Annotated in this window: 22 protein-coding genes; 9 read left to right on the top strand and 13 right to left on the bottom strand. The window is 53.7% G+C overall.

The window, feature by feature from the left end; translation table 11 throughout:
* Positions 1–72 precede the first annotated feature (72 nt).
* On the top strand, positions 73–828 hold the full coding sequence (gene znuC / locus FCH32_RS12870; protein ID WP_096757431.1) for a zinc ABC transporter ATP-binding protein ZnuC: 756 nt from the start codon (positions 73–75) through the stop codon (positions 826–828).
* The gene (gene znuB, locus FCH32_RS12865) at positions 825–1,610 is read left to right on the top strand and encodes a zinc ABC transporter permease subunit ZnuB (protein ID WP_135912208.1); all 786 of its coding nucleotides are present in this window, start codon (positions 825–827) and stop codon (positions 1,608–1,610) included. The genes znuC and znuB overlap by 4 nt, the downstream gene beginning before the upstream one ends.
* An 87-nt stretch (positions 1,611–1,697) precedes the next feature.
* Here znuB and ruvB read toward each other — a convergent pair whose 3' ends face one another.
* The 6 genes from ruvB to aspS form a co-directional block, all read right to left on the bottom strand.
* Entirely contained in the window at positions 1,698–2,708 is a 1,011-nt protein-coding gene (gene ruvB, locus FCH32_RS12860; RefSeq protein WP_174361008.1) for a Holliday junction branch migration DNA helicase RuvB, read from the bottom strand.
* A gap of 8 nt (positions 2,709–2,716) precedes the next feature.
* On the bottom strand, positions 2,717–3,328 hold the full coding sequence (gene ruvA, locus FCH32_RS12855; RefSeq protein ID WP_096757434.1) for a Holliday junction branch migration protein RuvA: 612 nt from the start codon (positions 3,326–3,328) through the stop codon (positions 2,717–2,719).
* Positions 3,329–3,409: 81 nt separating this feature from the next.
* The gene (ruvC, locus tag FCH32_RS12850) at positions 3,410–3,931 is read right to left on the bottom strand and encodes a crossover junction endodeoxyribonuclease RuvC (RefSeq protein WP_045444124.1); all 522 of its coding nucleotides are present in this window, start codon (positions 3,929–3,931) and stop codon (positions 3,410–3,412) included.
* A gap of 34 nt (positions 3,932–3,965) precedes the next feature.
* Positions 3,966–4,709: a YebC/PmpR family DNA-binding transcriptional regulator gene (locus FCH32_RS12845; RefSeq protein WP_096757435.1), complete on the bottom strand. Its 744-nt coding sequence runs from the start codon at positions 4,707–4,709 to the stop codon at positions 3,966–3,968.
* Between the two features lie 28 nt (positions 4,710–4,737).
* Positions 4,738–5,181, bottom strand: coding sequence for a dihydroneopterin triphosphate diphosphatase (nudB, locus tag FCH32_RS12840; protein ID WP_137362889.1), 444 nt, complete (start codon positions 5,179–5,181; stop codon positions 4,738–4,740).
* Between the two features lies 1 nt (position 5,182).
* Positions 5,183–6,955 (bottom strand): aspartate--tRNA ligase, encoded by a 1,773-nt coding sequence (aspS, locus tag FCH32_RS12835; protein ID WP_115258772.1) that lies wholly within the window; start codon positions 6,953–6,955, stop codon positions 5,183–5,185.
* Between the two features lie 264 nt (positions 6,956–7,219).
* On the opposite strand from aspS, the gene FCH32_RS12830 reads away from it, so the two are divergent.
* Genes FCH32_RS12830 through cmoB form a run of 5 tightly spaced genes read left to right on the top strand, consistent with a single transcriptional unit; the run spans position 7,220 to position 10,798 of the window.
* Positions 7,220–7,786: a hydrolase gene (locus tag FCH32_RS12830; protein WP_174361007.1), complete on the top strand. Its 567-nt coding sequence runs from the start codon at positions 7,220–7,222 to the stop codon at positions 7,784–7,786.
* Positions 7,783–8,601, top strand: coding sequence for a DUF72 domain-containing protein (locus FCH32_RS12825; RefSeq protein ID WP_174361006.1), 819 nt, complete (start codon positions 7,783–7,785; stop codon positions 8,599–8,601). The genes FCH32_RS12830 and FCH32_RS12825 overlap by 4 nt, the downstream gene beginning before the upstream one ends.
* Before the next feature lie 52 nt (positions 8,602–8,653).
* A complete protein-coding gene (locus tag FCH32_RS12820) occupies positions 8,654–9,049 on the top strand; it encodes an MAPEG family protein (protein ID WP_096757440.1) in 396 nt (131 codons plus the stop codon).
* 40 nt (positions 9,050–9,089) lie between these two features.
* Entirely contained in the window at positions 9,090–9,833 is a 744-nt protein-coding gene (gene cmoA, locus FCH32_RS12815) for a carboxy-S-adenosyl-L-methionine synthase CmoA (RefSeq protein ID WP_096757441.1), read from the top strand.
* Positions 9,830–10,798 carry a tRNA 5-methoxyuridine(34)/uridine 5-oxyacetic acid(34) synthase CmoB gene (cmoB, locus tag FCH32_RS12810; protein ID WP_115258776.1) on the top strand — a complete coding sequence of 323 codons (969 nt, stop codon included), beginning with the start codon at positions 9,830–9,832 and terminating at the stop codon, positions 10,796–10,798. The genes cmoA and cmoB overlap by 4 nt, the downstream gene beginning before the upstream one ends.
* A gap of 232 nt (positions 10,799–11,030) precedes the next feature.
* Here the strand turns inward: cmoB and cutC are convergent, their stop codons facing one another.
* Entirely contained in the window at positions 11,031–11,777 is a 747-nt protein-coding gene (gene cutC / locus FCH32_RS12805; RefSeq protein WP_174361005.1) for a copper homeostasis protein CutC, read from the bottom strand.
* 2 nt (positions 11,778–11,779) lie between these two features.
* On the bottom strand, positions 11,780–12,346 hold the full coding sequence (locus FCH32_RS12800) for a VOC family protein (RefSeq protein WP_115258779.1): 567 nt from the start codon (positions 12,344–12,346) through the stop codon (positions 11,780–11,782).
* Between the two features lie 238 nt (positions 12,347–12,584).
* Between FCH32_RS12800 and argS the strand changes: the two genes are divergently transcribed.
* The gene (gene argS, locus FCH32_RS12795; RefSeq protein WP_115258780.1) at positions 12,585–14,318 is read left to right on the top strand and encodes an arginine--tRNA ligase; all 1,734 of its coding nucleotides are present in this window, start codon (positions 12,585–12,587) and stop codon (positions 14,316–14,318) included.
* A 241-nt stretch (positions 14,319–14,559) separates the two neighbouring features.
* Positions 14,560–16,497: a penicillin-binding protein 2 gene (gene mrdA / locus FCH32_RS12790; RefSeq protein ID WP_115258782.1), complete on the top strand. Its 1,938-nt coding sequence runs from the start codon at positions 14,560–14,562 to the stop codon at positions 16,495–16,497.
* Here mrdA and bglB read toward each other — a convergent pair.
* The 5 genes from bglB to flhB form a co-directional block, all read right to left on the bottom strand.
* Positions 16,469–17,608, bottom strand: coding sequence for a beta-galactosidase BglB (gene bglB, locus FCH32_RS12785; protein ID WP_117341926.1), 1,140 nt, complete (start codon positions 17,606–17,608; stop codon positions 16,469–16,471). The genes mrdA and bglB overlap by 29 nt on opposite strands.
* 4 nt (positions 17,609–17,612) lie before the next feature.
* On the bottom strand, positions 17,613–19,196 hold the full coding sequence (locus tag FCH32_RS12780; RefSeq protein ID WP_174361004.1) for an MFS transporter: 1,584 nt from the start codon (positions 19,194–19,196) through the stop codon (positions 17,613–17,615).
* Between the two features lie 265 nt (positions 19,197–19,461).
* Positions 19,462–19,854, bottom strand: coding sequence for a flagellar protein FlhE (gene flhE / locus FCH32_RS12775; RefSeq protein WP_115258784.1), 393 nt, complete (start codon positions 19,852–19,854; stop codon positions 19,462–19,464).
* Positions 19,854–21,932, bottom strand: a complete 2,079-nt coding sequence (gene flhA, locus FCH32_RS12770) for a flagellar biosynthesis protein FlhA (protein WP_137362884.1) — start codon at positions 21,930–21,932, stop codon at positions 19,854–19,856. The genes flhE and flhA overlap by 1 nt, the downstream gene beginning before the upstream one ends.
* On the bottom strand, positions 21,925–23,076 hold the full coding sequence (gene flhB, locus FCH32_RS12765; RefSeq protein WP_115258786.1) for a flagellar biosynthesis protein FlhB: 1,152 nt from the start codon (positions 23,074–23,076) through the stop codon (positions 21,925–21,927). Before flhB ends, flhA begins: the two co-directional genes overlap by 8 nt.
* Positions 23,077–23,208: the final 132 nt, after the last annotated feature.

Raw genomic sequence — 23,208 nt, 5'->3', positions numbered from 1 at the left:
ACCAATCATCGTAATGAATGTAAGAAATGTGATATTATAACATTCTATAACTTCTGCAAGACTAAAATTGATATGACGACTTTGGTTTCACTGGAAAATGTCTCGGTCTCTTATGGTCAACGCCGCGTCCTTTCTGACGTTTCGCTTGAACTACGGCCCGGCAAAATTTTAACACTTCTTGGTCCGAACGGTGCCGGGAAGTCTACGCTGGTGCGCGTTGTCCTCGGGCTGGTAGCAGCAGATGCAGGCGTTATCAAGCGTAACGGACAGCTGCGGATTGGCTATGTCCCGCAAAAACTGTATCTCGATACCACGCTGCCCCTGACGGTCAGCCGCTTTTTGCGCTTACGTCCGGATACAAAGAAGGACGATATTCTCCCGGCGCTCAAGCGCGTTCAGGCCGGACATCTGATGGATGCGCCGATGCAAAAACTGTCCGGCGGGGAAACGCAGCGCGTCCTGCTGGCTCGCGCATTGCTGAATAAACCACAGCTGCTGGTGCTGGATGAACCCACTCAGGGTGTGGATGTCAATGGTCAGGTCGCATTGTATGACCTTATCGACCAGCTTCGCCGTGAACTCGATTGCGCCGTACTGATGGTCTCGCATGATTTGCATCTGGTGATGGCGAAGACCGACGAAGTGCTGTGCCTCAACCACCATATTTGCTGCTCCGGCACGCCGGAAGTGGTCTCTATGCACCCGGAATTTATCTCTATGTTTGGACAACGCGGTGCCGAGCAACTCGGAATTTACCGTCACAACCATAATCATCGCCATGATTTACAGGGTCGTATCGTATTACGCCGGGGAAATGGTCACTCATGATTGAATTGTTATTACCCGGTTGGTTAGCCGGGATCATGCTGGCCTGCGCCGCTGGCCCGCTGGGATCGTTTGTGGTCTGGCGTCGGATGTCTTATTTTGGCGACACGCTGGCGCACGCGTCACTGCTGGGTGTGGCCTTTGGTCTGCTGTTAGATGTAAACCCGTTCTATGCGGTTATCGCAGTCACTCTGATGCTGGCAGCGGGTCTGGTGTGGCTGGAGAAGCGCCCTCACCTCGCCATAGACACCTTGCTCGGCATTATGGCGCACAGCGCTCTGTCACTGGGCCTGGTGGTCGTCAGCCTGATGTCGAATATCCGTGTGGATTTGATGGCCTATCTGTTCGGTGACCTGCTTGCCGTGACGCCGGAAGATCTGATCTCCATCGCCATTGGTGTTGTCATTGTGCTAGCCATTCTCTTCTGGCAATGGCGCAACCTGCTGTCAATGACCATCAGCCCGGATCTCGCCTTTGTCGATGGTGTGAAGCTGCAACGCGTGAAGCTGCTGCTGATGCTGGTCACTGCGTTAACGATTGGTGTGGCGATGAAGTTTGTCGGCGCGCTCATTATTACGTCGCTGCTGATTATTCCTGCTGCCACCGCACGCCGTTTTGCGCGTACGCCTGAGCAGATGGCCGGTGTTGCCGTGGGCGTGGGGATGATAGCGGTAACGGGCGGCCTGACGTTCTCGGCGTTCTATGATACGCCAGCAGGGCCCTCCGTGGTGCTGTGTGCCGCGCTGATGTTTATTTTCAGCATGATGAAAAAGCAAGCGAGCTAAGAGTGTGTTGCCTGATGGAGCTTCGCGTATCAGGCCTACGTTCACAGGTAGGCCGGATTAGGCAAGCTGCCATCCGGCATAAAAAACTTAAGGCATTTGCGGCGGCGTAATACCAAAATGATTCCAGGCGCGCACCGTCGCCATACGTCCGCGCGGCGTACGCTGCAGGAAGCCCTGCTGAATCAAATATGGCTCCAGCACGTCCTCAATCGTTTCACGCTCTTCACCAATAGCGGCGGCCAGGTTATCCAGCCCTACCGGCCCACCGAAGAATTTATCGATCACCGCCAGCAGCAGCTTACGGTCCATGTAATCGAACCCTTCAGCGTCCACATTGAGCATATCCAGCGCCTGGGCGGCAATGTCTGCCGAGATAGTGCCATCATGCTTCACCTCGGCGAAGTCACGCACGCGACGCAGCAGACGGTTGGCAATACGCGGCGTTCCGCGCGCACGGCGAGCAACTTCCAGCGCACCCTCTTCACTCATCTCCAGCCCCATATAACGCGCACTGCGCCCTACAATATGCTGAAGATCGGCAACCTGATAAAACTCCAGTCGCTGCACGATACCAAAACGGTCACGCAGCGGAGAGGTTAACGACCCGGCACGGGTTGTCGCGCCAATCAGCGTAAACGGCGGCAGGTCAATCTTGATCGAGCGTGCAGCAGGCCCTTCGCCGATCATGATATCCAGCTGATAGTCTTCCATCGCCGGATACAATACCTCTTCCACGACCGGCGATAAGCGATGGATCTCATCGATAAACAGCACGTCGTGCGGCTCGAGGTTCGTCAGCATTGCCGCCAAATCGCCCGCTTTTTCCAGCACCGGGCCGGAGGTGGTACGCAGGTTTACGCCCATTTCATTGGCGACAATATTGGCAAGCGTGGTTTTTCCAAGACCCGGAGGACCAAAGATCAGCAGGTGGTCGAGGGCATCACCGCGCAACTTCGCCGCCTGGATAAAAATCTCCATTTGCGAACGGACCTGAGGCTGACCGATATACTCATCGAGCAACTTGGGGCGGATCGCACGATCCACAATGTCTTCAGGTATCGTGCTGGCAGTTGAAATCAGGCGGTCTGCTTCAATCATCCTTTACCTCACAATGCAGCGCGGAGCGCTTCACGAATCAGGGTTTCACTGCTGGCATCAGGGCGGGCTATTTTGCTCACCATGCGGCTGGCTTCCTGTGGTTTATAGCCCAGCGCCACCAGCGCAGCAACCGCTTCCTGTTCGGCGTCATCCGTTACCGGACCCGCAGGTGACGTCAGCACCAGATCCGCCGCCGGTGTGAACAGATCGCCATGTAAGCCTTTAAAGCGGTCTTTCATTTCAACAATCAGGCGTTCAGCGGTTTTCTTACCGATACCCGGCAGTTTCACCAGCGCCCCGAGTTCTTCGCGTTCAACCGCGTTAACGAACTGCTGCGCCGACATGCCGGAGAGGATCGCAAGCGCCAGCTTCGGTCCAACGCCGTTGGTTTTAATCAGCTCTTTAAACAGCGTGCGTTCCTGCTTGTTGTTAAACCCGTACAGCAGCTGCGCATCTTCACGCACCACAAAATGGGTGAAAACAATCGCTTCCTGCCCGGCTTCCGGCAGCTCGTAAAAACAGGTCATCGGCATATGCACTTCATAGCCTACGCCACCCGTTTCCAGAAGAACCAACGGGGGTTGTTTTTCGAGAATGATGCCTCTGAGTCTGCCTATCACGTGACGCTCCTGCGTTAAGGGCTAAAAAGGTAATGCGCTATCATAAAAAAAGGCTGGATAGATATCCAGCCTCATTTGTCATTAACGTAGTCGACCACGCGCTAAATTCAGCCGGGTATCGCTCATTTGCATGGCGTTCTGACTGACGTGGCAGTGGGTAATGGCGATGGCCAGCGCATCCGCGGCATCGGCCTGGGGATTTGCCGGGAGTTTTAGCAATGTGCGCACCATGTGCTGCACCTGACTTTTCTCCGCACTGCCTATCCCGACGACGGTTTGCTTCACCTGACGTGCCGCATATTCAAACACCGGAAGGTCCTGGTTTACGGCAGCAACAATCGCCACGCCGCGCGCCTGCCCCAGCTTAAGCGCCGAATCGGCGTTTTTTGCCATAAATACTTGCTCAATGGCAAAGTAGTCTGGCTGAAACTGGGTAATGATTTCCGACACGCCGGCATAAATTAGCTTCAGGCGCGACGGTAAATCATCTACTTTGGTACGAATACATCCACTGCCCAGATAGGTCAACTGTCGACCGACCTGGCGGATCACGCCATAGCCGGTGATGCGCGAGCCCGGGTCAATGCCGAGAATAATGGACATCACGCATCTCCTGTTATTTTACCGCTCAACCACGTCATTCTAACGTAGCAGCAACCTCATCGGAGATTTCGCCGTTGTGGTAAACTTCCTGCACGTCATCGCAGTCTTCCAGCATATCGATCAGACGCATCAGCTTCGGTGCTGTTTCTGCATCCATGTCCGCTTTGGTGGACGGGATCATCGTAACTTCAGCGCTGTCCGCTTTCAGACCAGCGGCTTCCAGTGCATCACGCACTTTGCCCATCTCTTCCCATGCGGTGTAGACATCAATCGCACCGTCATCATAGGTCACAACGTCTTCAGCACCAGCTTCCAGCGCGGCTTCCATGATGGTGTCTTCGTCGCCTTGCTCAAAGGAGATAACACCTTTTTTGCTAAACAGGTACGCAACTGAACCGTCAGTGCCCAGGTTACCACCGGTTTTAGTGAACGCATGGCGCACTTCCGCAACAGTACGGTTACGGTTGTCAGACAGGCATTCAATCATGACCGCTGTCCCGCCAGGACCGTAACCTTCATAAATGATGGTTTCCATGTTTGCGTCTTCGTCACCGCCCACACCGCGCGCGATGGCACGGTTCAGGGTGTCACGCGTCATGTTGTTGGACAGCGCTTTATCGACAGCCGCACGCAGACGCGGGTTCGCGTCCGGATCGCCACCACCAAGCTTAGCGGCCGTAACCAGCTCGCGAATGATTTTGGTGAAGATCTTGCCGCGCTTGGAATCCTGCGCTGCTTTACGGTGTCTGGTGTTGGCCCATTTACTATGACCTGCCATAAATAATATCTCCAAAAAGCGCGCCTTCTCAGGCGACGTTAATTACAAATTCTTCAATCGCCTGCCGGTTACTCCACGATTTGGTTAAGTGTGCAGCTTCCGCCGCATCAACCCAACGATAGGTCAGATGTTCAGTGAACACGATCTCTCGTTCCGAGGGGAGTGCCAGGCAAAACCAGGATTCCGTATTCCGTTCGATTCCCGGTGCGTAGCGATGTCGTAAATGGCTAAAAATCTCGAACTCCACCGTGCGCTGACAGTCAATTAAGGTCAGTTGCTCGCGGGCAACGTCAATGGTGACCTCTTCCTTTACTTCGCGCATGGCGGCTTGCGACGCGGTTTCACCCTCTTCAAGGCTGCCGGTGACCGACTGCCAGAAATCAGGATCGTCGCGTCGCTGTAACATCAGCACTCTTCCGGTGTCCTTTGCATAAATCACGACTAACACCGAGACAGGCTGTTTGTATGTCATATCAGTTATTCTCGGCCTTCTTCACAACCTGAATGCTCAGTTCCGCCAGGGCAGCGTCGTTGGCAAAACTTGGCGCTTCGGTCATCAGGCACGCAGCAGCCGTGGTTTTCGGGAAGGCAATAACGTCACGAATGTTATCGGTACCGGTCAGCAGCATGGTCAGACGATCCAGACCAAACGCCAGGCCCGCGTGCGGCGGAGTACCGTATTTCAGCGCGTCCAGCAGGAAGCCGAACTTCTCACGCTGTTCTTGCTCGTTAATACCCAGAATACCAAACACGGTTTGCTGCATGTCGCCGTTATGGATACGCACGGAACCGCCGCCCACTTCGTAACCGTTGATGACCATATCGTACGCATTGGCAACGGCCTCTTCCGGCGCGGCTTTCAGCTCAGCGGCCGTCATGTCTTTCGGCGCGGTAAACGGATGGTGCATCGCGGTCAGGCCACCTTCACCGTCGTCTTCAAACATTGGGAAGTCGATAACCCACAGCGGCGCCCATTTGGTTTCGTCGGTCAGGCTCAGATCTTTACCCAGTTTCAGACGCAGTGCGCCCATCGAGTCAGCAACCACTTTCTTGTTGTCTGCGCCGAAGAAAATCATGTCGCCATCTTGTGCGCCGGTGCGCTCAAGAATCGCGTCAACGATATCGGCATTCAGGAACTTAGCAACTGGGCTGGTTACCCCTTCCAGACCTTTCGCACGCTCGGTGACCTTAATGTAAGCCAGGCCTTTCGCGCCGTAGATCTTGATGAAATTACCGTAATCGTCGATCTGCTTACGGCTTAAGCTTGCCCCACCCGGTACACGCAGCGCAGCCACGCGACCTTTGGCATCGTTAGCCGGGCCGGAGAAGACGGCGAAATCAACGGACTTCAGCAGGTCAGCAACGTCAACCAGCTCCATCGGGTTACGCAGGTCCGGTTTATCAGAGCCGTAGCGACGTTCGGCTTCCGCAAAGGTCATGATCGGGAAATCACCCAGATCCACACCTTTTACTTCCAGCCACAGAGTACGCACTAACGCTTCCATCACTTCGCGCACCTGCGGTGCGGTCATGAAGGAGGTCTCAACATCGATCTGGGTAAATTCAGGCTGACGGTCAGCACGTAAGTCTTCGTCACGGAAGCATTTTACGATCTGATAGTAACGGTCAAAGCCGGACATCATCAGCAGCTGCTTGAACAGCTGTGGAGACTGCGGCAGGGCGTAGAATTTGCCTTTATGGACGCGGGAAGGCACCAGATAGTCACGTGCGCCTTCCGGGGTCGCTTTGGTCAGCATCGGCGTTTCGATGTCGAGGAAGCCGTGATCGTCCATAAAACGACGCACCAGGCTGGTGATTTTGGCACGGGTTTTCAGACGCTGCGCCATTTCCGGACGACGCAGGTCCAGATAGCGATACTTCAGACGCGCTTCTTCGGTGTTAACGTGGTTAGAGTCCAGCGGCAGCGAGTCTGAACGGTTGATGATGGTCAGATCGGACGCCAGTACTTCAATTTCGCCGGTCGCCATATCGGCGTTGACGTTTTTCGCGTCACGCGCACGCACGGTGCCCGTAACCTGGATGCAGAACTCATTACGCAGTTCGGAGGCCAGCTTTAACGCGTCCGCACGGTCCGGATCGAAAAATACCTGCACGATACCTTCGCGGTCGCGCATATCGATGAAGATCAGGCTACCAAGATCACGACGACGGTTGACCCAACCACACAGAGTCACCTGCTGCCCCTCGTGGGACAGACGTAGCTGTCCGCAATATTCTGTACGCATGAGATATCCCTTAACTTTGCCGCAGGCGGATTGTCACCTGCCTTGCAGATGACGAAGTCGCAGCTTTAGCTGAATGTCACAACTGAATGAAAAAAGGCGGCTATTATACTGGAAATTCTGCCGCACGATAAGTCCGGTACTGACTGTACGCGTGTTTCCTACGCGGGTATTGCGTAATCTCACAAAAAATAACAAAAATTGTCGCCCCTTTCACACACAATCGCGATTAAGGTGTAACGGAATTCTTTTTTGACTGGAGTCACCATGCTGGAACTGAACGCTAAAACCACCGCCCTTGTCGTTATTGATCTACAGGAAGGGATCTTACCCTTCGCCGGCGGCCCCCATTCGGCAAGCGACGTGGTAACCCACGCCGCACGCCTTGCGGCACAATTCCGAGCTCACGGTTCACCGGTAGTGATGGTTCGCGTTGGCTGGTCTGACGACTACGCAGAAGCGCTGAAACAGCCGGTAGATGCCCAGACACCGGCTAAAGCACTCCCTGCAAACTGGTGGGACTATCCGACTGCGCTGGGCAAAAACGCCAGTGACATCGAAGTGATCAAACGCCAGTGGGGTGCCTTTTACGGCACCGACCTCGAACTCCAACTGCGCCGCCGGGGCGTTGACACTATCGTGTTATGCGGGATCTCCACCAACATCGGCGTTGAGTCAACGGCGCGTAACGCCTGGGAACTGGGTTTTAACCTGGTGATTGCCGAAGATGCCTGTAGCGCAGCCAGTGCCGATCAGCATCAGGGCAGCATGACGCATATCTTCCCGCGCATTGCACGCGTGCGCAGCGTGGACGAGATCCTGCAAGCGTTATGATCTATATCGGCCTGCCGCAGTGGTCGCATCCGAAGTGGGTGCGCCTGGGGATCACCAGCCTTGAAGAGTATGCCCGCTACTTTAACTGTGTTGAGGGCAATACCACACTCTACGCGCTGCCAAAAGCCGAGATTGTTACGCGCTGGCAGGCGCAGACTACCGATGACTTTCGCTTCTGCTTTAAGTTTCCGGCGACCATTTCGCATCAAGCTGCATTGCGAAACTGTGATGATTTGGTGCAAGAATTTTTCACCCGCATGTCACCGCTGGAAGCGCGAATCGGGCAATATTGGTTGCAGTTACCCGCCACCTTTTCTCCTCGCGATCTCCCTGCTCTGTGGGCGTTTCTCGATGCGTTACCCGCATCGTTTACCTACGGGGTGGAAGTTCGCCATCCTGAATTTTTTACCAAAGGTGAAGACGAGAAATGGTTCAATCGCGGCTTACACGAGCGAGGGGTCAATCGGGTAATTTTAGATAGTCGGCCGGTACACGCCGCGGTTCCTCACAGTGAAGCGATTCGCGATGCGCAGCGCAAAAAACCGAAAGTTCCGGTCCATGCAGTGGTTACCGCGAACAATCCCATGGTGCGCTTTATCGGCAGCGATAATATGGAGCAAAACCGAACGTTATTTAACGTATGGCTGGCCAAACTGTCTCTCTGGAAGCAGACCACAACACCCTATCTGTTTTTACATACGCCAGACATCGCACAAGCGCCGCAGTTGGTCGAGTCCTTATGGGGCGACCTGCGTGCCACCCTGCCAGAGATCGGATCAGCACCGTCTATTCCACAGCAATCTTCTCTTTTCTGAAAATGCCACCTATCATAGTCAATGCCAGCAGCCATTTTAAAAGGGAGTTTGTATGGTAAGCGCGCTATATGCCGTACTGGGTGCGTTATTGTTGATTAAGTTCTCCTTTGACGTTGTCCGCCTGCGTATGCAGTATCGCGTGGCTTATGGCGACGGCGGTTTTAGCGAACTACAAAGTGCGATTCGCATTCACGGTAATGCGGTGGAATATATCCCCGTCGCATTAGTGTTGCTGTTATTTATGGAAATGAACGGCGCGGAAACGTGGATGGTGCATATTTGCGGGCTGATGTTAATTGCCGGTCGGCTGATGCATTATTACGGATTCCACCACCGTCTGTTCCGCTGGCGTCGTTCCGGCATGAGCGCCACCTGGTGCTCGCTGGTGCTAATGGTGCTGGCGAATCTCTGGTATATGCCCTGGGAGTTGGTTTTCTCCCTGCATTAGCGCACAATACGCCACTTTATTTTTCCCGGATTTTTACGTTATGTCTCACCGCGACACGCTTTTTTCTGCGCCTATCGCCAGTCTGGGTGACTGGACCTTTGATGAACGGGTAGCTGAAGTCTTCCCGGATATGATCCAGCGTTCCGTTCCCGGCTACTCCAACATCATTTCGATGATTGGTATGCTGGCCGAACGTTTCGTGCAACCCAACACGCAGGTCTACGATCTGGGCTGTTCATTGGGCGCCGCGACGCTCTCGGTGCGTCGCAGTATTCAGCATGACAATTGTAAAATTATTGCCGTCGACAACTCCCCGGCCATGGTTGAACGCTGCCGCCGTCATATTGACGCCTATAAAGCCCCTATTCCGGTCGAGGTTGTCGAAGGGGATATTCGCAACATTACTATTGAAAACGCCTCAATGGTGGTGCTGAATTTTACCCTGCAATTCCTTGAGCCAGCGGAGCGCCAGGCATTGTTGGATAAGATTTATCAGGGACTGAATCCTGGCGGCGCGCTGGTGCTGTCGGAGAAATTCAGTTTCGAAGATGCAAAAGTGGGTGAGCTGTTGTTCAACATGCACCACGATTTCAAGCGGGCAAATGGCTACAGCGAACTGGAAATCAGCCAAAAGCGCAGCATGCTGGAAAACGTCATGCTGACCGACTCGGTCGAAACCCATAAAGCGCGCCTGCATCAGGCTGGTTTTGAACACAGCGAACTGTGGTTCCAGTGCTTTAACTTTGGTTCTCTGGTGGCACTAAAAGCTGAGGTTGCGGCATGATCGACTTTGGTAACTTTTATCAGCTGATTGCCAAAAACCACCTTTCTCATTGGCTGGAAACGCTCCCGGCACAAATTGCGAGCTGGCAGCGCGATCAGCACGGCCTGTTTAAGCAGTGGTCGAACGCGGTAGAGTTTTTGCCTGAACTGACACCGCACCGTCTGGACTTGCTGCACAGTGTCACCGCTGAAAGCGAAGAGCCGCTCAGCGACGGTCAGCTTAAACGCATTGATACGTTAATGCGCAATTTGATGCCGTGGCGTAAAGGGCCATACTCACTGTATGGCGTCAATATCGACACCGAATGGCGTTCTGACTGGAAATGGGATCGCGTTCTGCCGCATTTATCCGACCTGACCGGACGGACGATCCTGGATGTCGGCTGCGGCAGCGGGTATCACATGTGGCGCATGATCGGTGCAGGCGCGCACCTGGCCGTTGGGATTGATCCGACCCAGTTATTCCTGTGTCAGTTCGAAGCGGTGCGAAAACTGCTGGGCAACGACCAGCGCGCGCATCTGCTGCCGCTGGGTATTGAACAGCTTCCGGCGTTGAACGCGTTTGATACCGTTTTCTCAATGGGCGTGCTCTATCACCGTCGTTCTCCGCTGGAACATCTCTGGCAGTTGAAAGATCAACTGGTACAAGACGGTGAACTGGTACTGGAAACGCTGGTGGTTGAAGGGGACGAAAATACCGTGCTGGTGCCGGGTGACCGCTACGCACAAATGCGCAACGTCTACTTTATTCCGTCTGCTCTGGCGTTGAAAAACTGGCTGGAGAAGTGCGGTTTTGTTGATGTCCGCATTGCCGACGTGTGTGTGACCACTACCGAAGAACAGCGCCGTACCGAGTGGATGATTACCGAATCGCTGGCTGATTTCCTCGACCCGAACGACAGCAGTAAAACGGTAGAAGGGTACCCTGCCCCGCTGCGCGCGGTCTTGATTGCGCGTAAGCCGTGATGGATTGCCGGATGACCGTTACGTATAGCACCGTTTCTCCAAAATAGTTCAAGTTGCAGCAAGGCGGCAACACAGCAAATCCCCGGGAGCGTAGATAACTACGTGACCGGGGTGAGCAAGGCGGCCAACGCGGCTGCGGCTTGAAATATGAAGGAGAAAAAAAGGCCCCTGTAATTGCAGGGGCCTGGTACGAGCAAGCATCATATTGGGCGACATGATGCAACGGTAAAAATCAGCTGGCCCGATGGTGCGCAATAATCGCTTTCATTTCAGCAACCGCCGCCCCGTCTACCGCATAGCGGGAATATTCATCCGCTTGCGCATCCGAAGACATCGACAACCCCGTATTGCGATAACGCATGGGAGAAGCCAGCCATACTCCGGCAGAACTGTGGACTTCCTGCACACCGGCGTCGAGGAATAGAGACAAATTCGCAGCGCGAACCCCCGCTCCGGCCATAATGATTGGAGCACCGGGCTGTGCAATAAGTTCCATTATTTTTGTTAAACCTTGCGCAGCATCTGATTTTTGCCCGGAAGTCAGCACTCGGGCGACACCCAAATCAGATAAACTTTTCAGCGCATTTAAGGGGTTGGCACACATATCAAAGGCCCGATGAAACGTGACATTTAGCGTACCGGCTGTCCGCATAATTTTTTCCATGCGCGACATATCGACGTTGCCATCAACATCTAATAACCCGGTTACCAGCCCGGAGAATCCGAGATCTCTGACCATGGCGATATCATCCAGCATGGCGGCGAATTCACCGTCGGTATAGCAAAAATCCCCGCCGCGCGGGCGGATAATCGGATTGACGGGAATATCAATATGCTGACGAACGGTACGTAATACACCCAGTGATGGGGTTAAGCCCCCTTCTTTGGGTGCCGAACACAGTTCAATACGATCCGCGCCATTTTTTTGTGCCGTCAGCGCACACTCCATGCTGTAACAGCAGATTTCCAGCAGTGCCATGGTTACTCCTGTTGCTCGCTTGCCACAATCGTTTCAATTGACCATGGATGAAACTTGATAGTCACGCTGCCGTCGCTGACCGCCAGCGTCGGGTTCGGTAACCGCTCACGCTCGCCTTGTGGTGAACTGGTTTTCACAAAGATACCCGGCTGACTCAATCCTTCATCAGAAAGCAACGCCAGCGCTCGCGCATTCAACGTTTCCGGCTCGCCCGGCAGAACAATCTCAATATGCTCCCAACCCTCATGTGGGTAGCGTTTTTCACCCGGCCACGGCAACTCCACAATAGAAAACTGCCAGTGCGCCACGCACACCGGCTCATCCAGTTTGAACAGGCAAATCGGTCTGCCATTGATGATATTTTCCGACAACAGTCGGCCGCACTGTTCAAACCCGCGACGCCAGCGCTCTGCGGTGGTGTTTTGATGACAGCGCAGAGAGATGTGATCGGCTTCAAGCGGAGCAATATTCAAACCCAGACGGGTGGAAAGTTCAGTTAACGCCTGAGTGAAATGCCCTAAATCTGCGGAAATATCATGCAGTTCTGCAACGGTTTGCCAGTTCGCCATATTGAAAGCTCATATCCATGTTCAAAGCCGCTAATTTACTCTGTTGCGCAGTACCATCCAACCGCTGATTTTTTCAGGGACAAAATGAGTGATTATGCGTCATTGCACTGCGTCTATTTTAGGCCGCGCGCGGCACGCACAATGCTGACGGCAACGGGCATTTGCAGTATACTCCCGGCCTAAATTCTTAATCTGGCGCGGTGTATAGTAAAGCGCTTCATAAATGTAAGGTATTCCGGTGAATATTCAGGCTCTTCTCTCAGAAAAAGTCCGTCAGGCCATGATTGCTGCAGGTGCGCCTGCAGATTGCGAACCTCAGGTTCGTCAGTCAGCAAAAGTACAGTTCGGCGATTATCAGGCTAATGGCATGATGGCAGTCGCTAAAAAACTGGGTATGGCGCCGCGACAACTGGCAGAGCAGGTGCTGACTCATCTGGATCTCAACGGGATTGCCAGCAAGGTTGAAATTGCGGGCCCGGGCTTTATCAATATTTTCCTCGATCCGGCATTCCTGGCGCAGCACGTGCAGCAGGCGCTGGCCTCCGATCGTCTGGGCGTTGCACAGCCAGAAAAGCAAACCGTTGTTGTTGACTACTCTGCGCCAAACGTGGCGAAAGAGATGCACGTAGGCCACCTGCGTTCCACCATCATCGGTGATGCGGCTGTCCGTACGCTGGAGTTTCTCGGCCATAAAGTCATCCGCGCAAACCACGTTGGCGACTGGGGAACCCAGTTCGGTATGCTCATCGCGTGGCTGGAAAAGCAGCAGCAGGAAAACGCGGGTGAAATGGCGCTGGCTGACCTTGAAGGTTTCTATCGTGACGCGAAAAAACATTACGACGAAGATGAAGAATTCGCCGAGCGCGCACGTAGCTACGTGGTGAAGTTGCAGGGTGGTGATGCTTACTTCCGCGAAATGTGGCGCAAACTGGTCGACATTACCATGTCGCAGAACCAGTTAACCTACGATCGTCTGAACGTGACGCTGACCCGCGACGACGTGATGGGTGAAAGCCTGTACAACCCGATGCTGCCAGGCATTGTTGCGGATCTCAAAGCCAAAGGCCTGGCCGTTGAAAGCGAAGGCGCGACTGTCGTATTCCTTGATGAGTATAAAAACAAGGAAGGCGAACCGATGGGCGTTATCATCCAGAAGAAAGATGGTGGTTATCTGTACACTACCACTGATATCGCCTGCGCCAAGTACCGTTACGAAACACTGCATGCCGATCGCGTGCTGTATTACATCGACTCCCGCCAGCATCAGCATTTAATGCAGGCATGGACCATCGTGCGTAAAGCCGGTTACGTGCCGGATTCCGTACCACTGGAACACCACATGTTCGGCATGATGCTCGGCAAAGACGGTAAACCGTTCAAGACCCGCGCGGGTGGCACAGTTAAACTGGCCGATCTGTTGGATGAAGCGCTGGAGCGTGCACGTCGTCTGGTGGCAGAGAAGAACCCGGACATGCCTGCCGACGAGCTGGAAAAACTGGCGAATGCGGTCGGTATCGGCGCCGTGAAGTATGCAGATCTGTCGAAAAACCGTACCACGGATTACATCTTCGACTGGGATAATATGCTGGCCTTCGAAGGCAATACCGCACCGTACATGCAGTATGCCTACACCCGCGTACTGTCCGTGTTCCGTAAGGCAGATATCGACGAAAGTGCGCTGGCCAGCGCGAAGGTCATCATCAGTGAAGATCGTGAAGCCCAACTGGCGGCGCGTCTGCTGCAGTTTGAAGAAACGCTCACCGTCGTTGCACGTGAAGGTACACCGCACGTGATGTGCGCCTATCTATACGATCTTGCCGGTTTGTTCTCTGGTTTCTACGAACATTGCCCAATCCTCAGCGCCGAGAGCGAAGAGATTCGTAACAGCCGCCTGAAGCTGGCACAGTTGACGGCGAAAACGCTGAAGCTGGGTCTGGATACGCTGGGTATCGAAACCGTAGAACGTATGTAATCACCACGAGTGATGTGAAAGCCCGCGCTATGTCGCGGGCTTTTTTATTTTCCCGAATGATCGCCCCCGTAGGTCTGATAAGCGAAGCGGCATCAGGCCTACGAGAAACGGCTACGTTCACTGTAATTTGTTACAACTCACAAGGAATGACACATTTCCGTAGAGGGATGGAACATCTTTTACCTGTTATCCCATTTACACCTCCGTATCATTAGGCGGCGAATTAATCAGGTGTGGGTCCATGACATTCAGAGATTTTGAGGCGGAAGAGAAACTCTTTCAGCGACGGGTAATAGTGGCCTTTGGCCTGGTGGTCATCTGTTTTGGCATCCTGATTTATAACCTCTACAACTTACAAATTCGCGAGCATCAGTATTACACCACCCGCTCAAATGCCAATGACATCAAAATGCTGCCAGTTGCCCCAACGCGCGGCATCATTTACGATCGCAACGGTATCCCGCTGGTGCGCAACGTCACCTGGTACGATATTTCCGTCACTCCTTATAAAATCAACGATATGGATGCCTTGCTAAAGCAGCTAACGCCTATTGTTGACCTGACCCCTGATGAGATTGACCAGTTTCGCCACGATCTGAAATCCAGTAGTCGCTATCGCCCGGTGGTGCTCAAAAATGCGCTGACCGACGTGGAGATCGCCCGTTTCTCGGTTAATCAGTTTCATTTCAGCGGCGTCACCATCAATAGCTATGAAGATCGCCAATATCCGTATGGCGCAGAGTTGGCGCATGTGCTCGGCTATGTCTCTAAAATCAATGACAGCGACCTGAAAGCGTTGGATAAAAAGGGGCTGGCAGAAAACTACGCCGCCGATCACAACATTGGCAAGCAGGGGATCGAACACTATTACGAAAACGATCTGCACGGCAAAACGGGTTATCAAGAAGTCGAAGTCGATAACCACGGACGCATCGTACGCCTGATAAAAGATGTACCGCCTGTTGCCGGAAAGGACATCCACCTGACGCTGGATTTACACTTACAGGAATATATAGAGAGCCTGCTGGTCGGTCAGCGCGCCGCAGTACTGGTTGAAGATCCGCACGATGGCTCGGTGCTGGCGATGGTCTCTAACCCCAGCTATGATCCGAATCCGTTCGTCAAAGGTATCAGCTACCAGGACTACAACACGCTGCTACAGGATAAAGACCTGCCGTTGATTAACCGCGTCACGCAAGGTTTGTACCCTCCCGCCTCCACGGTCAAGCCGTACATGGCGATGTCAGCATTGCTCAATGGCGTTATCACCCCGCAGACCAGCTTCTTTGGCGCGCCAACATGGACATTGCCCGGCACTGAGCGACATTATCGCGACTGGAAAAAAACCGGTCATGGCATGTTGGACGTGACCAAAGCAATTGAAGAGTCCGCTGATACGTTCTTCTATCAGGTGGCGTATATGATGGGCATTGACCGAATCAATAGCATGCTTAGCCAGTTTGGTTACGGTAAACCCACCGGCATTGATCTTGATGAAGAGTACAACGGGCTGTTACCGAGCCGCGACTGGAAACAACGGGTGCATAAAAAAGCCTGGTATCAGGGAGACACCATTTCGGTTGGTATCGGTCAGGGATACTGGATTGCCACGCCAATCCAGATGGTGAAAGCAATGGTGGCACTGATTAACAACGGGAAAGTGATTGCCCCTCACCTGTTGCAGGCTGAAGAGAGTGGTAAATCTGTTACGCCTTATCATGCCGCCACGGTACCGTCACAGATTGCCTCTCCCTCCTCGCCCTATTGGGGACTGGTACGCGAGGCGATGTTTGGCATGGCCAATGCGCCGAACGGGACAGGTTATAAATTTTTCCATACTGCACCTTACGGAATTGCGGCGAAAAGCGGAACCTCACAGGTTTTCAGCCTGAAAGAAAACCAGACTTACAATGCGAAGATGATCCCCATCCGCCTGCGTGACCACGTGTTCTACACCGCATTTGCACCCTACAAAAACCCGAAAGTCGCCGTGGCGTTGATTCTGGAAAACGGCGGCAGCGACGGCATTACCGCCGCGCCGGTTATGCGACAAATTATGGATCATCTGTTTGTGCCGCAGGACAACACCGCACAAACAGAGGTAACTCAACAAACAGCGCCGACAGCGACAGCGCCGTCGGACACCGATATTAAAAATACTTACGCAAGTATTCGGTGAGACACAGCATCGCCATCGCCTGGCCGTAAGGCATGGAGGTCAGCGGAATGTTGCGATAGAACTCGAGATTGTGCCCCATTCCGGTACCAAATGAGGTTTGCAGCAGCTCCCCTTCTGGTGAGATATGCTGCACAATGCCTTTGATGGCGAGTTCTGCTACCGCCGCATATTCCTGCCCGACATAACGCTTACGCACCGCTTTCAAAATCCCATAAGCAAATCCGGCGGTGGCTGACGCTTCAAGGTAAGAATGCGGATCGTCCAGCAACGTGTGCCACAGACCACTCTCATCCTGACACTTCGCCAGGGCCGCAATTTGCGCATTCAGTACCTGTACCAGATAGCGACGAACGGCATTATTCTCCGGTAAATCGACCAGTTCGAGGAACTCCGGAATAACAATAGTTAGCCAGCTGTTACCGCGCGCCCAGCGGGCGTTGGCAAAGTTATGATTTCCCTCATAGCTCCAGCCGTGGAACCACAGACCGGTTTCTTTATCCATCAGGTTTTGCACATGTAACAGGAACTGATACGTCGCCTCTTCAACGTACTCGGGGCGGTTGAGCAGTTTGCCAATCTTCGCCAGCGGTAACACCGTCATCATCAACGTGTCGTCCCACATCTGCTGATGATTCTCTTCCGCCAGCGTGATGTGCTGCATACCACCAAAATCGGTACGCGGCATGTCGTGCATCGCCCACTCAGCCCAGGAATCAAGCCACGGCAGATACGCCGGATTGCGCGTTTCTTCATAGCGATACGCCAGCGTCAGAAACGGCGCCATGGTATTGACGTTTTTAGTCGTCGCGCCTTCCGCAAAGCGGTCGGCAAACCAGCCATCGATGATATCGCGCATCGTTTCATCACCGGTTTGCTGGTAATACTGGTACATCCCGTACAGGCCGACGCCGTGCGTCCACTCCCATCCAGCCCACCCTTTGGTGTCAATAACGCGTCCGTCATCCAGTCGCAGCAAGAACTCACCGCTCTCATCATGAATATTGACCAGATTATGCGTCACCTTCTTGATAAGCGTTTTTAACTCATCTCTGGCAATAAAATGTTCAGGTTGACGTAACAACGGGCTGTGTTTAACCGGATAAACAATCATTTACTTAACCTCTGTGCAATGTCGAATTCAATGCTGAGCCATGTTGCAGTGATGGCGCAGCAGGTTTATTACGATTCAGGTAACCAATATTGTTGTTACCCCAAAGTGATTCATACGGCATGCCTGACAGCATCTCTACCGTTGCACGTCCTTCAGGAGTAAGCCCTTCTGGCATGGGGCGACCTGACTCACGCATTTTTGCAGTCTCTTCACGCAAGGTACTATGTGTTTGCAGATTCAGTTTGAAACGTAGAGACACCAGGAATCCCAACGCCAGTACAATCAACGTACCGCAACTCAGAATGAACAGAATGGTATGGCTGACCGCAGCAGGTTGTTCACTCTGCCCGGAGACAAAACCCGATAACTGCATAACAATGCCGACCAGCATGACGGCCCCCGCCTGCGAGGCTTTGCGCGTTAAGGTCATGATGCCGGCAAAGATCCCTTCCCGACGCTGGCCTGTGATCACCTCGTCGACATCGGCGATATAGGTGTAGGTATTCCACGGAACATAATTGATGCCACCACGTCCCAGGCCCGCAACGGCGGAAACCAGCAGCAATAAGGCGTACACATCACTCAGCCCGGCGTAATACAACACCGCATAAGAGAGAGAACTCAGGCCAAACAGCACCACCACCATCCGGTAAGACGGGGCCGGTCCAAAGCGAATGCACAGCGGGATCATGGCGATAACCGCAATAAACTGGAAGATAGCCATGGTGCCCAGCAGGTTCGACGCCATAGAGGCTTCCTGCATCAACACAAACACCACATAGTAGGTAAAGACCGCGTTGAACACGTCCTGCGCGATATAACCACCAAGATACATGCCCAAATGTTGACGGAAAATGCGGATGCGCATCGTCGAACTTAGCTCAGTGAAAAGACGACTCATGCTCTGACGAAAGGTCAGGCTTTTCTTCTCTTCTTCAGCGCGAAGTGCCGCTTCGCTCCATTCTTCACGCGGGCGTTCCCAGGTAAAAAACCACACAAAGGTCAGCATCAGCGCGCACAGCACCGAAAACACCAGGCTGGCATAGAAAAATGAAACAGGATTGTGTTTACCAAACAGCGTCAACAGTACGCCAGGTAAGAACGAGGCCAGTATGGCTGACATCTGGGCCATAGAAATACGCGCGCCAGAAAACTTGGTTTTCTGTTTAAAATCATCGGTCATTTCCGGTACCAGCGTTTCATAGGGCACCAGAATCATGGTGTAAACCACATCAAACACCAGGTAGGTCAGCAGGTAGTACCAGAATCCCATGTCGCCGACCCACATCAGGGAGTAGCTAAAGACACAGGGAATCCCCAGCAGAATAAAAAACTTACGTCGGCCAAAGCGTTTACCAAGCCAGGTCGATCCAAAATTATCCGTTAAAAAGCCCATTAATGGGCTAACCACCGCATCCAGCACCCTGGCCGTTGCAAAAATAAACGTCGCCTCAATAGGCGTCAGGCCACAAAAAGTGGTGTAGAAATAGAGCAACCATGCGGCGGTCAGCGCCGTGGTCCCTGCGCCTAAAAAGTCACCTGCCCCATAGGCAAAATAATTTACCAACCCAATTTTACGTGTTCTCATTGCCGTTACCCCTGCACATTATTGGGAGGCCCCGCAATCCTCACTTCGATGCAGGACGTCCTTACACGGCCACAGTAAAAGTTAACCGCAAGGGAAACCTTTTTATTTCTGCCAGGGATAATCGCGAAATGGCAACAGCACAAAGAGTCCGGCAACGTAAGTCACCTATTTTATAAAACAGCGTTTCTTTTAAATCAAAGTGGCGGGTCAAAAAGTGCGAGACAGCCAGCAGTTTCATCTGCCAGCTGCGATGAAGAAGAGAGAATTAACGGTAGTTGACGATGACCTGATTACTTTGCACCTGTAAGGCCGGGATCAGGCGACCGCCGCCGGGCACCTCCCAGACAAAATGCATCGGCTCCACGGCAGGTACGTTATTAAATCCGTGAGTGGTGCCGCTTTGCCCGTCCAGCTCAACGCAGCGCGACTGCGAACATAAACGTACCCGCAGCCCCGCAGGCGTAGGGCCATTCAGCTCATAGCGCCAGGCTACCAGCGTCATCAACCCCGAGACGGGCTGGCCGGGAACCAAAGGCGCAGACGAGGCAGACTGCCCGCGGTGATTTAACGTAATGCCCATGCCACTAGCCTGCCAGGCGCCTTCTCCGGCGGCCTGCACTGCCAGAGGAAACAATAACAGCCACAGAAACTTACGCATTATTTACCTCCGATGGTCGCGGTCATGCGGATATGGCGGTTATCGGAAAGCTCCATGTTCGACAACACCACCAGCTGCGGTATGCTGCGGCGTAAAAAACGCGCCAGCAGAGGCCTCAATGCATGATTAACCAACAGCACCGGCGGCGCGCCCAACATTTCCTGGCGCGATAACGCTTCCTGAGTTTGCGCCAACAGTCGGTCTGCCAGCCCCGGCTCCAGGCCGCCGCCCCCTTGTAAGGCCTGCAGCAGCAAGCGCTCAAGCGGCGTATCCAGGCCAATAACCTGAACTTCGTCGTTCCCCGGGAACCATTGCTGGGTAATCGCCCTTCCCAACGCCACGCGGACCACGGCGGTGAGTTCATGCGGATCGTTTTGCAGCGGCGCATGTTCAGCCAGCGTTTCGAGGATGGTGCGCATATCGCGAATCGGCACTTTTTCATCCAATAAATTCTGCAACACTTTATGTAGCGTGGTCAGCGTCACCACGCCAGGCACCAGATCCTCAGTCAGTTTCGGCATTTCCTGCGACACGCGGTCCAGCAATTGTTGCGCCTCCTGACGTCCAAACAGTTCGGCGGCAAACTGGCCAATCAGGTGATTCAGATGCGTGGCGACGACGGTACTGGCTTCCACCACCGTGAAGCCCTGGATTTGCGCCTGTTCTTTTAGCGCACTTTCAATCCAGATAGCGTCCAGACCAAAAGCCGGATCAACCGTTTTCTCACCCGGCAGCGATCCCGCTGCCGTACCAGGGTTGATGGCCAGCCAGCGTCCCGGATAGGCATCCCCGCTGCCAATTTCTACCCCTTTCATCAGGATGCGATAGCGCGCAGGCTGCAGATCCATATTGTCGCGGATGTGCACCACCGGCGGCAGGAAGCCCATATCCTGGGCAAATTTCTTACGAATACTGCGAATTCGTCCCAGCAACTCGCCATCTTGCTGAAAATCCACCATTGGGATCAGGCGATACCCCACTTCCATTCCCAGCGAGTCTTCCAGTTGGACATCGTTCCAGGTCGCTTCCACCACCGCATTATTTTCCGGCATTTTGATCGTCTGAGGTTCCGCAGGGGCTTTTGTCTCGCGACCGCGCAGCCACCAGGCCAACCCCAATAGCGCTGCGGTAAACATCAGAAATACCAGGTTTGGCATGCCTGGTACCAGGCCCAGTAAACCGAGCACCGCCGCACTGAGCACCATCACGCTGGGGTTACTGAACAGCTGAGTGACCATCTGTTCGCCGACATCCTGATCGGTACTGACGCGCGTCACGATAACGCCCGCCGCGGTGGAGATAACCAGCGCCGGGATTTGGGCGACCAGACCGTCACCGATGGTCAGCAAGGTGTAGCTTTCAGCCGCACTGCCCATACTCATACCGTGTTGTAATACGCCTACCAGCAGGCCGCCGACCACGTTAATCACCATGATCAGAATACCGGCAACGGCGTCCCCGCGAACGAATTTACTCGCACCGTCCATAGAGCCGTAAAAATCAGCTTCCTGGGTCACTTCTGAACGACGTTTTTTGGCTTCATCTTCCCCAATCAGTCCGGCATTGAGATCGGCGTCAATCGCCATCTGTTTACCGGGCATACCGTCCAGCACAAAGCGTGCGCCAACTTCGGCAATACGACCGGCACCTTTGGTGATAACCATAAAGTTGATAATGACAAGAATGACAAAAACCACGATACCGATGGCAAAGTTACCGCCCACCAGGAAGTGACCAAACGCTTCAACCACCTTCCCCGCCGCCGCCGAACCGGTATGCCCTTCCATCAAAATAATACGCGTCGAGGCAACGTTCAGCGCCAGGCGTAATAATGTGGTGAACAGCAAAATGGTCGGGAAGGCAGCGAACTCGAGCGTGCGCTGGGTGAACATCGCCACCAGCAACACCATGATCGACAACGCAATATTAAAGGTAAACAGTAAATCAAGGATGAACGCTGGCAGCGGCAGCACCATCATCGACAAGATAAGCAGGATGAGGATCGGCCCGGCAAGAATCTGCCATTGTGTGGATTTCAGGTTGCCGGGCAGGCGCAGCATCGCGACCAGATTAGCCATCAGTATTCTTCTCGTTCATAAAATCCAGTGCTTCAGGCACCGGAAGGTTTCCAGGTTGCGGTGGCGGCTTGCCGCCCGCCAGACGCCAGCGTTTTAATTGCCATACCCACGCCAGCACTTCTGCGACGGCAGCATACAGCTGGCCGGGTATTTGCTGACCAATCTCAGCATGGCGATATAACGCACGGGCCAGCGGTGGTGCTTCTAAGGTTGGGACTCGATGTTCCGCGCCAATTTCGCGAATACGCAACGCGACCAGCCCCGCCCCTTTGGCGACGACGCGTGGCGCACTCATTTTGTTTTCGTCATATTGCAAGGCGACCGAATAGTGTGTGGGGTTAGTCACAATGACGTCGGCTTTCGGCACATCCGCCATCATGCGTCGCTGCGCTACCGCACGCTGCATCTGGCGAATTTTGCCTTTAACGTGCGGGTCACCTTCGCTTTGTTTATATTCATCGCGAATATCCTGGCGTGACATGCGCAGCTTTTTCACATGGCTGTAAATTTGGAAAAAAACGTCAAACCCCACCATCGGGATCACCCCGAGCACCACCAGCAGCGCACACATGCCAACTAAATCAAGGGCATTACCCATTGCGGTAATCGGCGATTCGGCCATCAACCGCATCATCTCCGGCCACTTGTGCCAGAGATAGAATCCAGCCACGCTGCCAACCAGCGTAGATTTCAGGATGGCTTTCAGCAGTTCAGCACCGGTTTGCGCAGAAAACATGCGCTTGATACCCGGCAGCGGATTCAGCTTCGAAAATTTGGGTTGCAGCGATTTACCGCTGAAGATCAAACCGCCCAACATCACCGGCGAGATCAATGCCACCAGCACCACGCCAGTAATCAGCGGTAACAGCGCAATCATGGCGTCTTTAATCAGCAGAATGATTTGGCTGAGGATCAGATTAGGGTCGTTGACCATACTGTGGTCAAAACGCAGCCCGGCCGACAGCATACCCGCCAATCTGCGGGCCAGCGACTCCCCGCCGATCCAGATAATGCACACGCCCACCAGCAAAATAAGCAGTGAGGTCAGCTCTTTGGAACGGGGGATCTGCCCATCTTCCCGCGCTTTTTCAAGTCGGTGGGGTGTGGGGGCTTCTGTTTTGTCGTCGTCGCTTTCTTCTGCCACGCATCAGACCCTGGATAGAGACACAGGCGAGAATGATGCCAGAACAGCGACACAGCAATGGCGAGAGTAAGCGGTAAAAAAGACGGGGTTTATGACGTTAACCCCTACAGACGGTAGAGAGTATGCAGACCG

Origin of the sequence: Citrobacter gillenii (assembly GCF_013337685.1) — a bacterium.
Taxonomy (GTDB): domain Bacteria; phylum Pseudomonadota; class Gammaproteobacteria; order Enterobacterales; family Enterobacteriaceae; genus Citrobacter; species Citrobacter gillenii.
This window is presented reverse-complemented; position numbering and strand designations above follow the sequence as displayed.

Excerpts from the sequence above, each read along its gene's own strand:
- znuC (WP_096757431.1), top strand. The coding sequence starts at position 73 with ATGACGACTTTGGTTTCACTGGAAAATGTCTCGGTCTCTTATGGTCAA.
- znuB (WP_135912208.1), top strand. The coding sequence starts at position 825 with ATGATTGAATTGTTATTACCCGGTTGGTTAGCCGGGATCATGCTGGCC.
- ruvB (WP_174361008.1), bottom strand. The coding sequence starts at position 2,708 with ATGATTGAAGCAGACCGCCTGATTTCAACTGCCAGCACGATACCTGAA.
- ruvC (WP_045444124.1), bottom strand. The coding sequence starts at position 3,931 with ATGTCCATTATTCTCGGCATTGACCCGGGCTCGCGCATCACCGGCTAT.
- FCH32_RS12845 (WP_096757435.1), bottom strand. The coding sequence starts at position 4,709 with ATGGCAGGTCATAGTAAATGGGCCAACACCAGACACCGTAAAGCAGCG.
- nudB (WP_137362889.1), bottom strand. The coding sequence starts at position 5,181 with ATGACATACAAACAGCCTGTCTCGGTGTTAGTCGTGATTTATGCAAAG.
- aspS (WP_115258772.1), bottom strand. The coding sequence starts at position 6,955 with ATGCGTACAGAATATTGCGGACAGCTACGTCTGTCCCACGAGGGGCAG.
- FCH32_RS12830 (WP_174361007.1), top strand. The coding sequence starts at position 7,220 with ATGCTGGAACTGAACGCTAAAACCACCGCCCTTGTCGTTATTGATCTA.
- FCH32_RS12825 (WP_174361006.1), top strand. The coding sequence starts at position 7,783 with ATGATCTATATCGGCCTGCCGCAGTGGTCGCATCCGAAGTGGGTGCGC.
- FCH32_RS12820 (WP_096757440.1), top strand. The coding sequence starts at position 8,654 with ATGGTAAGCGCGCTATATGCCGTACTGGGTGCGTTATTGTTGATTAAG.
- cmoA (WP_096757441.1), top strand. The coding sequence starts at position 9,090 with ATGTCTCACCGCGACACGCTTTTTTCTGCGCCTATCGCCAGTCTGGGT.
- cmoB (WP_115258776.1), top strand. The coding sequence starts at position 9,830 with ATGATCGACTTTGGTAACTTTTATCAGCTGATTGCCAAAAACCACCTT.
- cutC (WP_174361005.1), bottom strand. The coding sequence starts at position 11,777 with ATGGCACTGCTGGAAATCTGCTGTTACAGCATGGAGTGTGCGCTGACG.
- FCH32_RS12800 (WP_115258779.1), bottom strand. The coding sequence starts at position 12,346 with ATGGCGAACTGGCAAACCGTTGCAGAACTGCATGATATTTCCGCAGAT.
- mrdA (WP_115258782.1), top strand. The coding sequence starts at position 14,560 with ATGACATTCAGAGATTTTGAGGCGGAAGAGAAACTCTTTCAGCGACGG.
- bglB (WP_117341926.1), bottom strand. The coding sequence starts at position 17,608 with ATGATTGTTTATCCGGTTAAACACAGCCCGTTGTTACGTCAACCTGAA.
- FCH32_RS12780 (WP_174361004.1), bottom strand. The coding sequence starts at position 19,196 with ATGAGAACACGTAAAATTGGGTTGGTAAATTATTTTGCCTATGGGGCA.
- flhE (WP_115258784.1), bottom strand. The coding sequence starts at position 19,854 with ATGCGTAAGTTTCTGTGGCTGTTATTGTTTCCTCTGGCAGTGCAGGCC.
- flhA (WP_137362884.1), bottom strand. The coding sequence starts at position 21,932 with ATGGCTAATCTGGTCGCGATGCTGCGCCTGCCCGGCAACCTGAAATCC.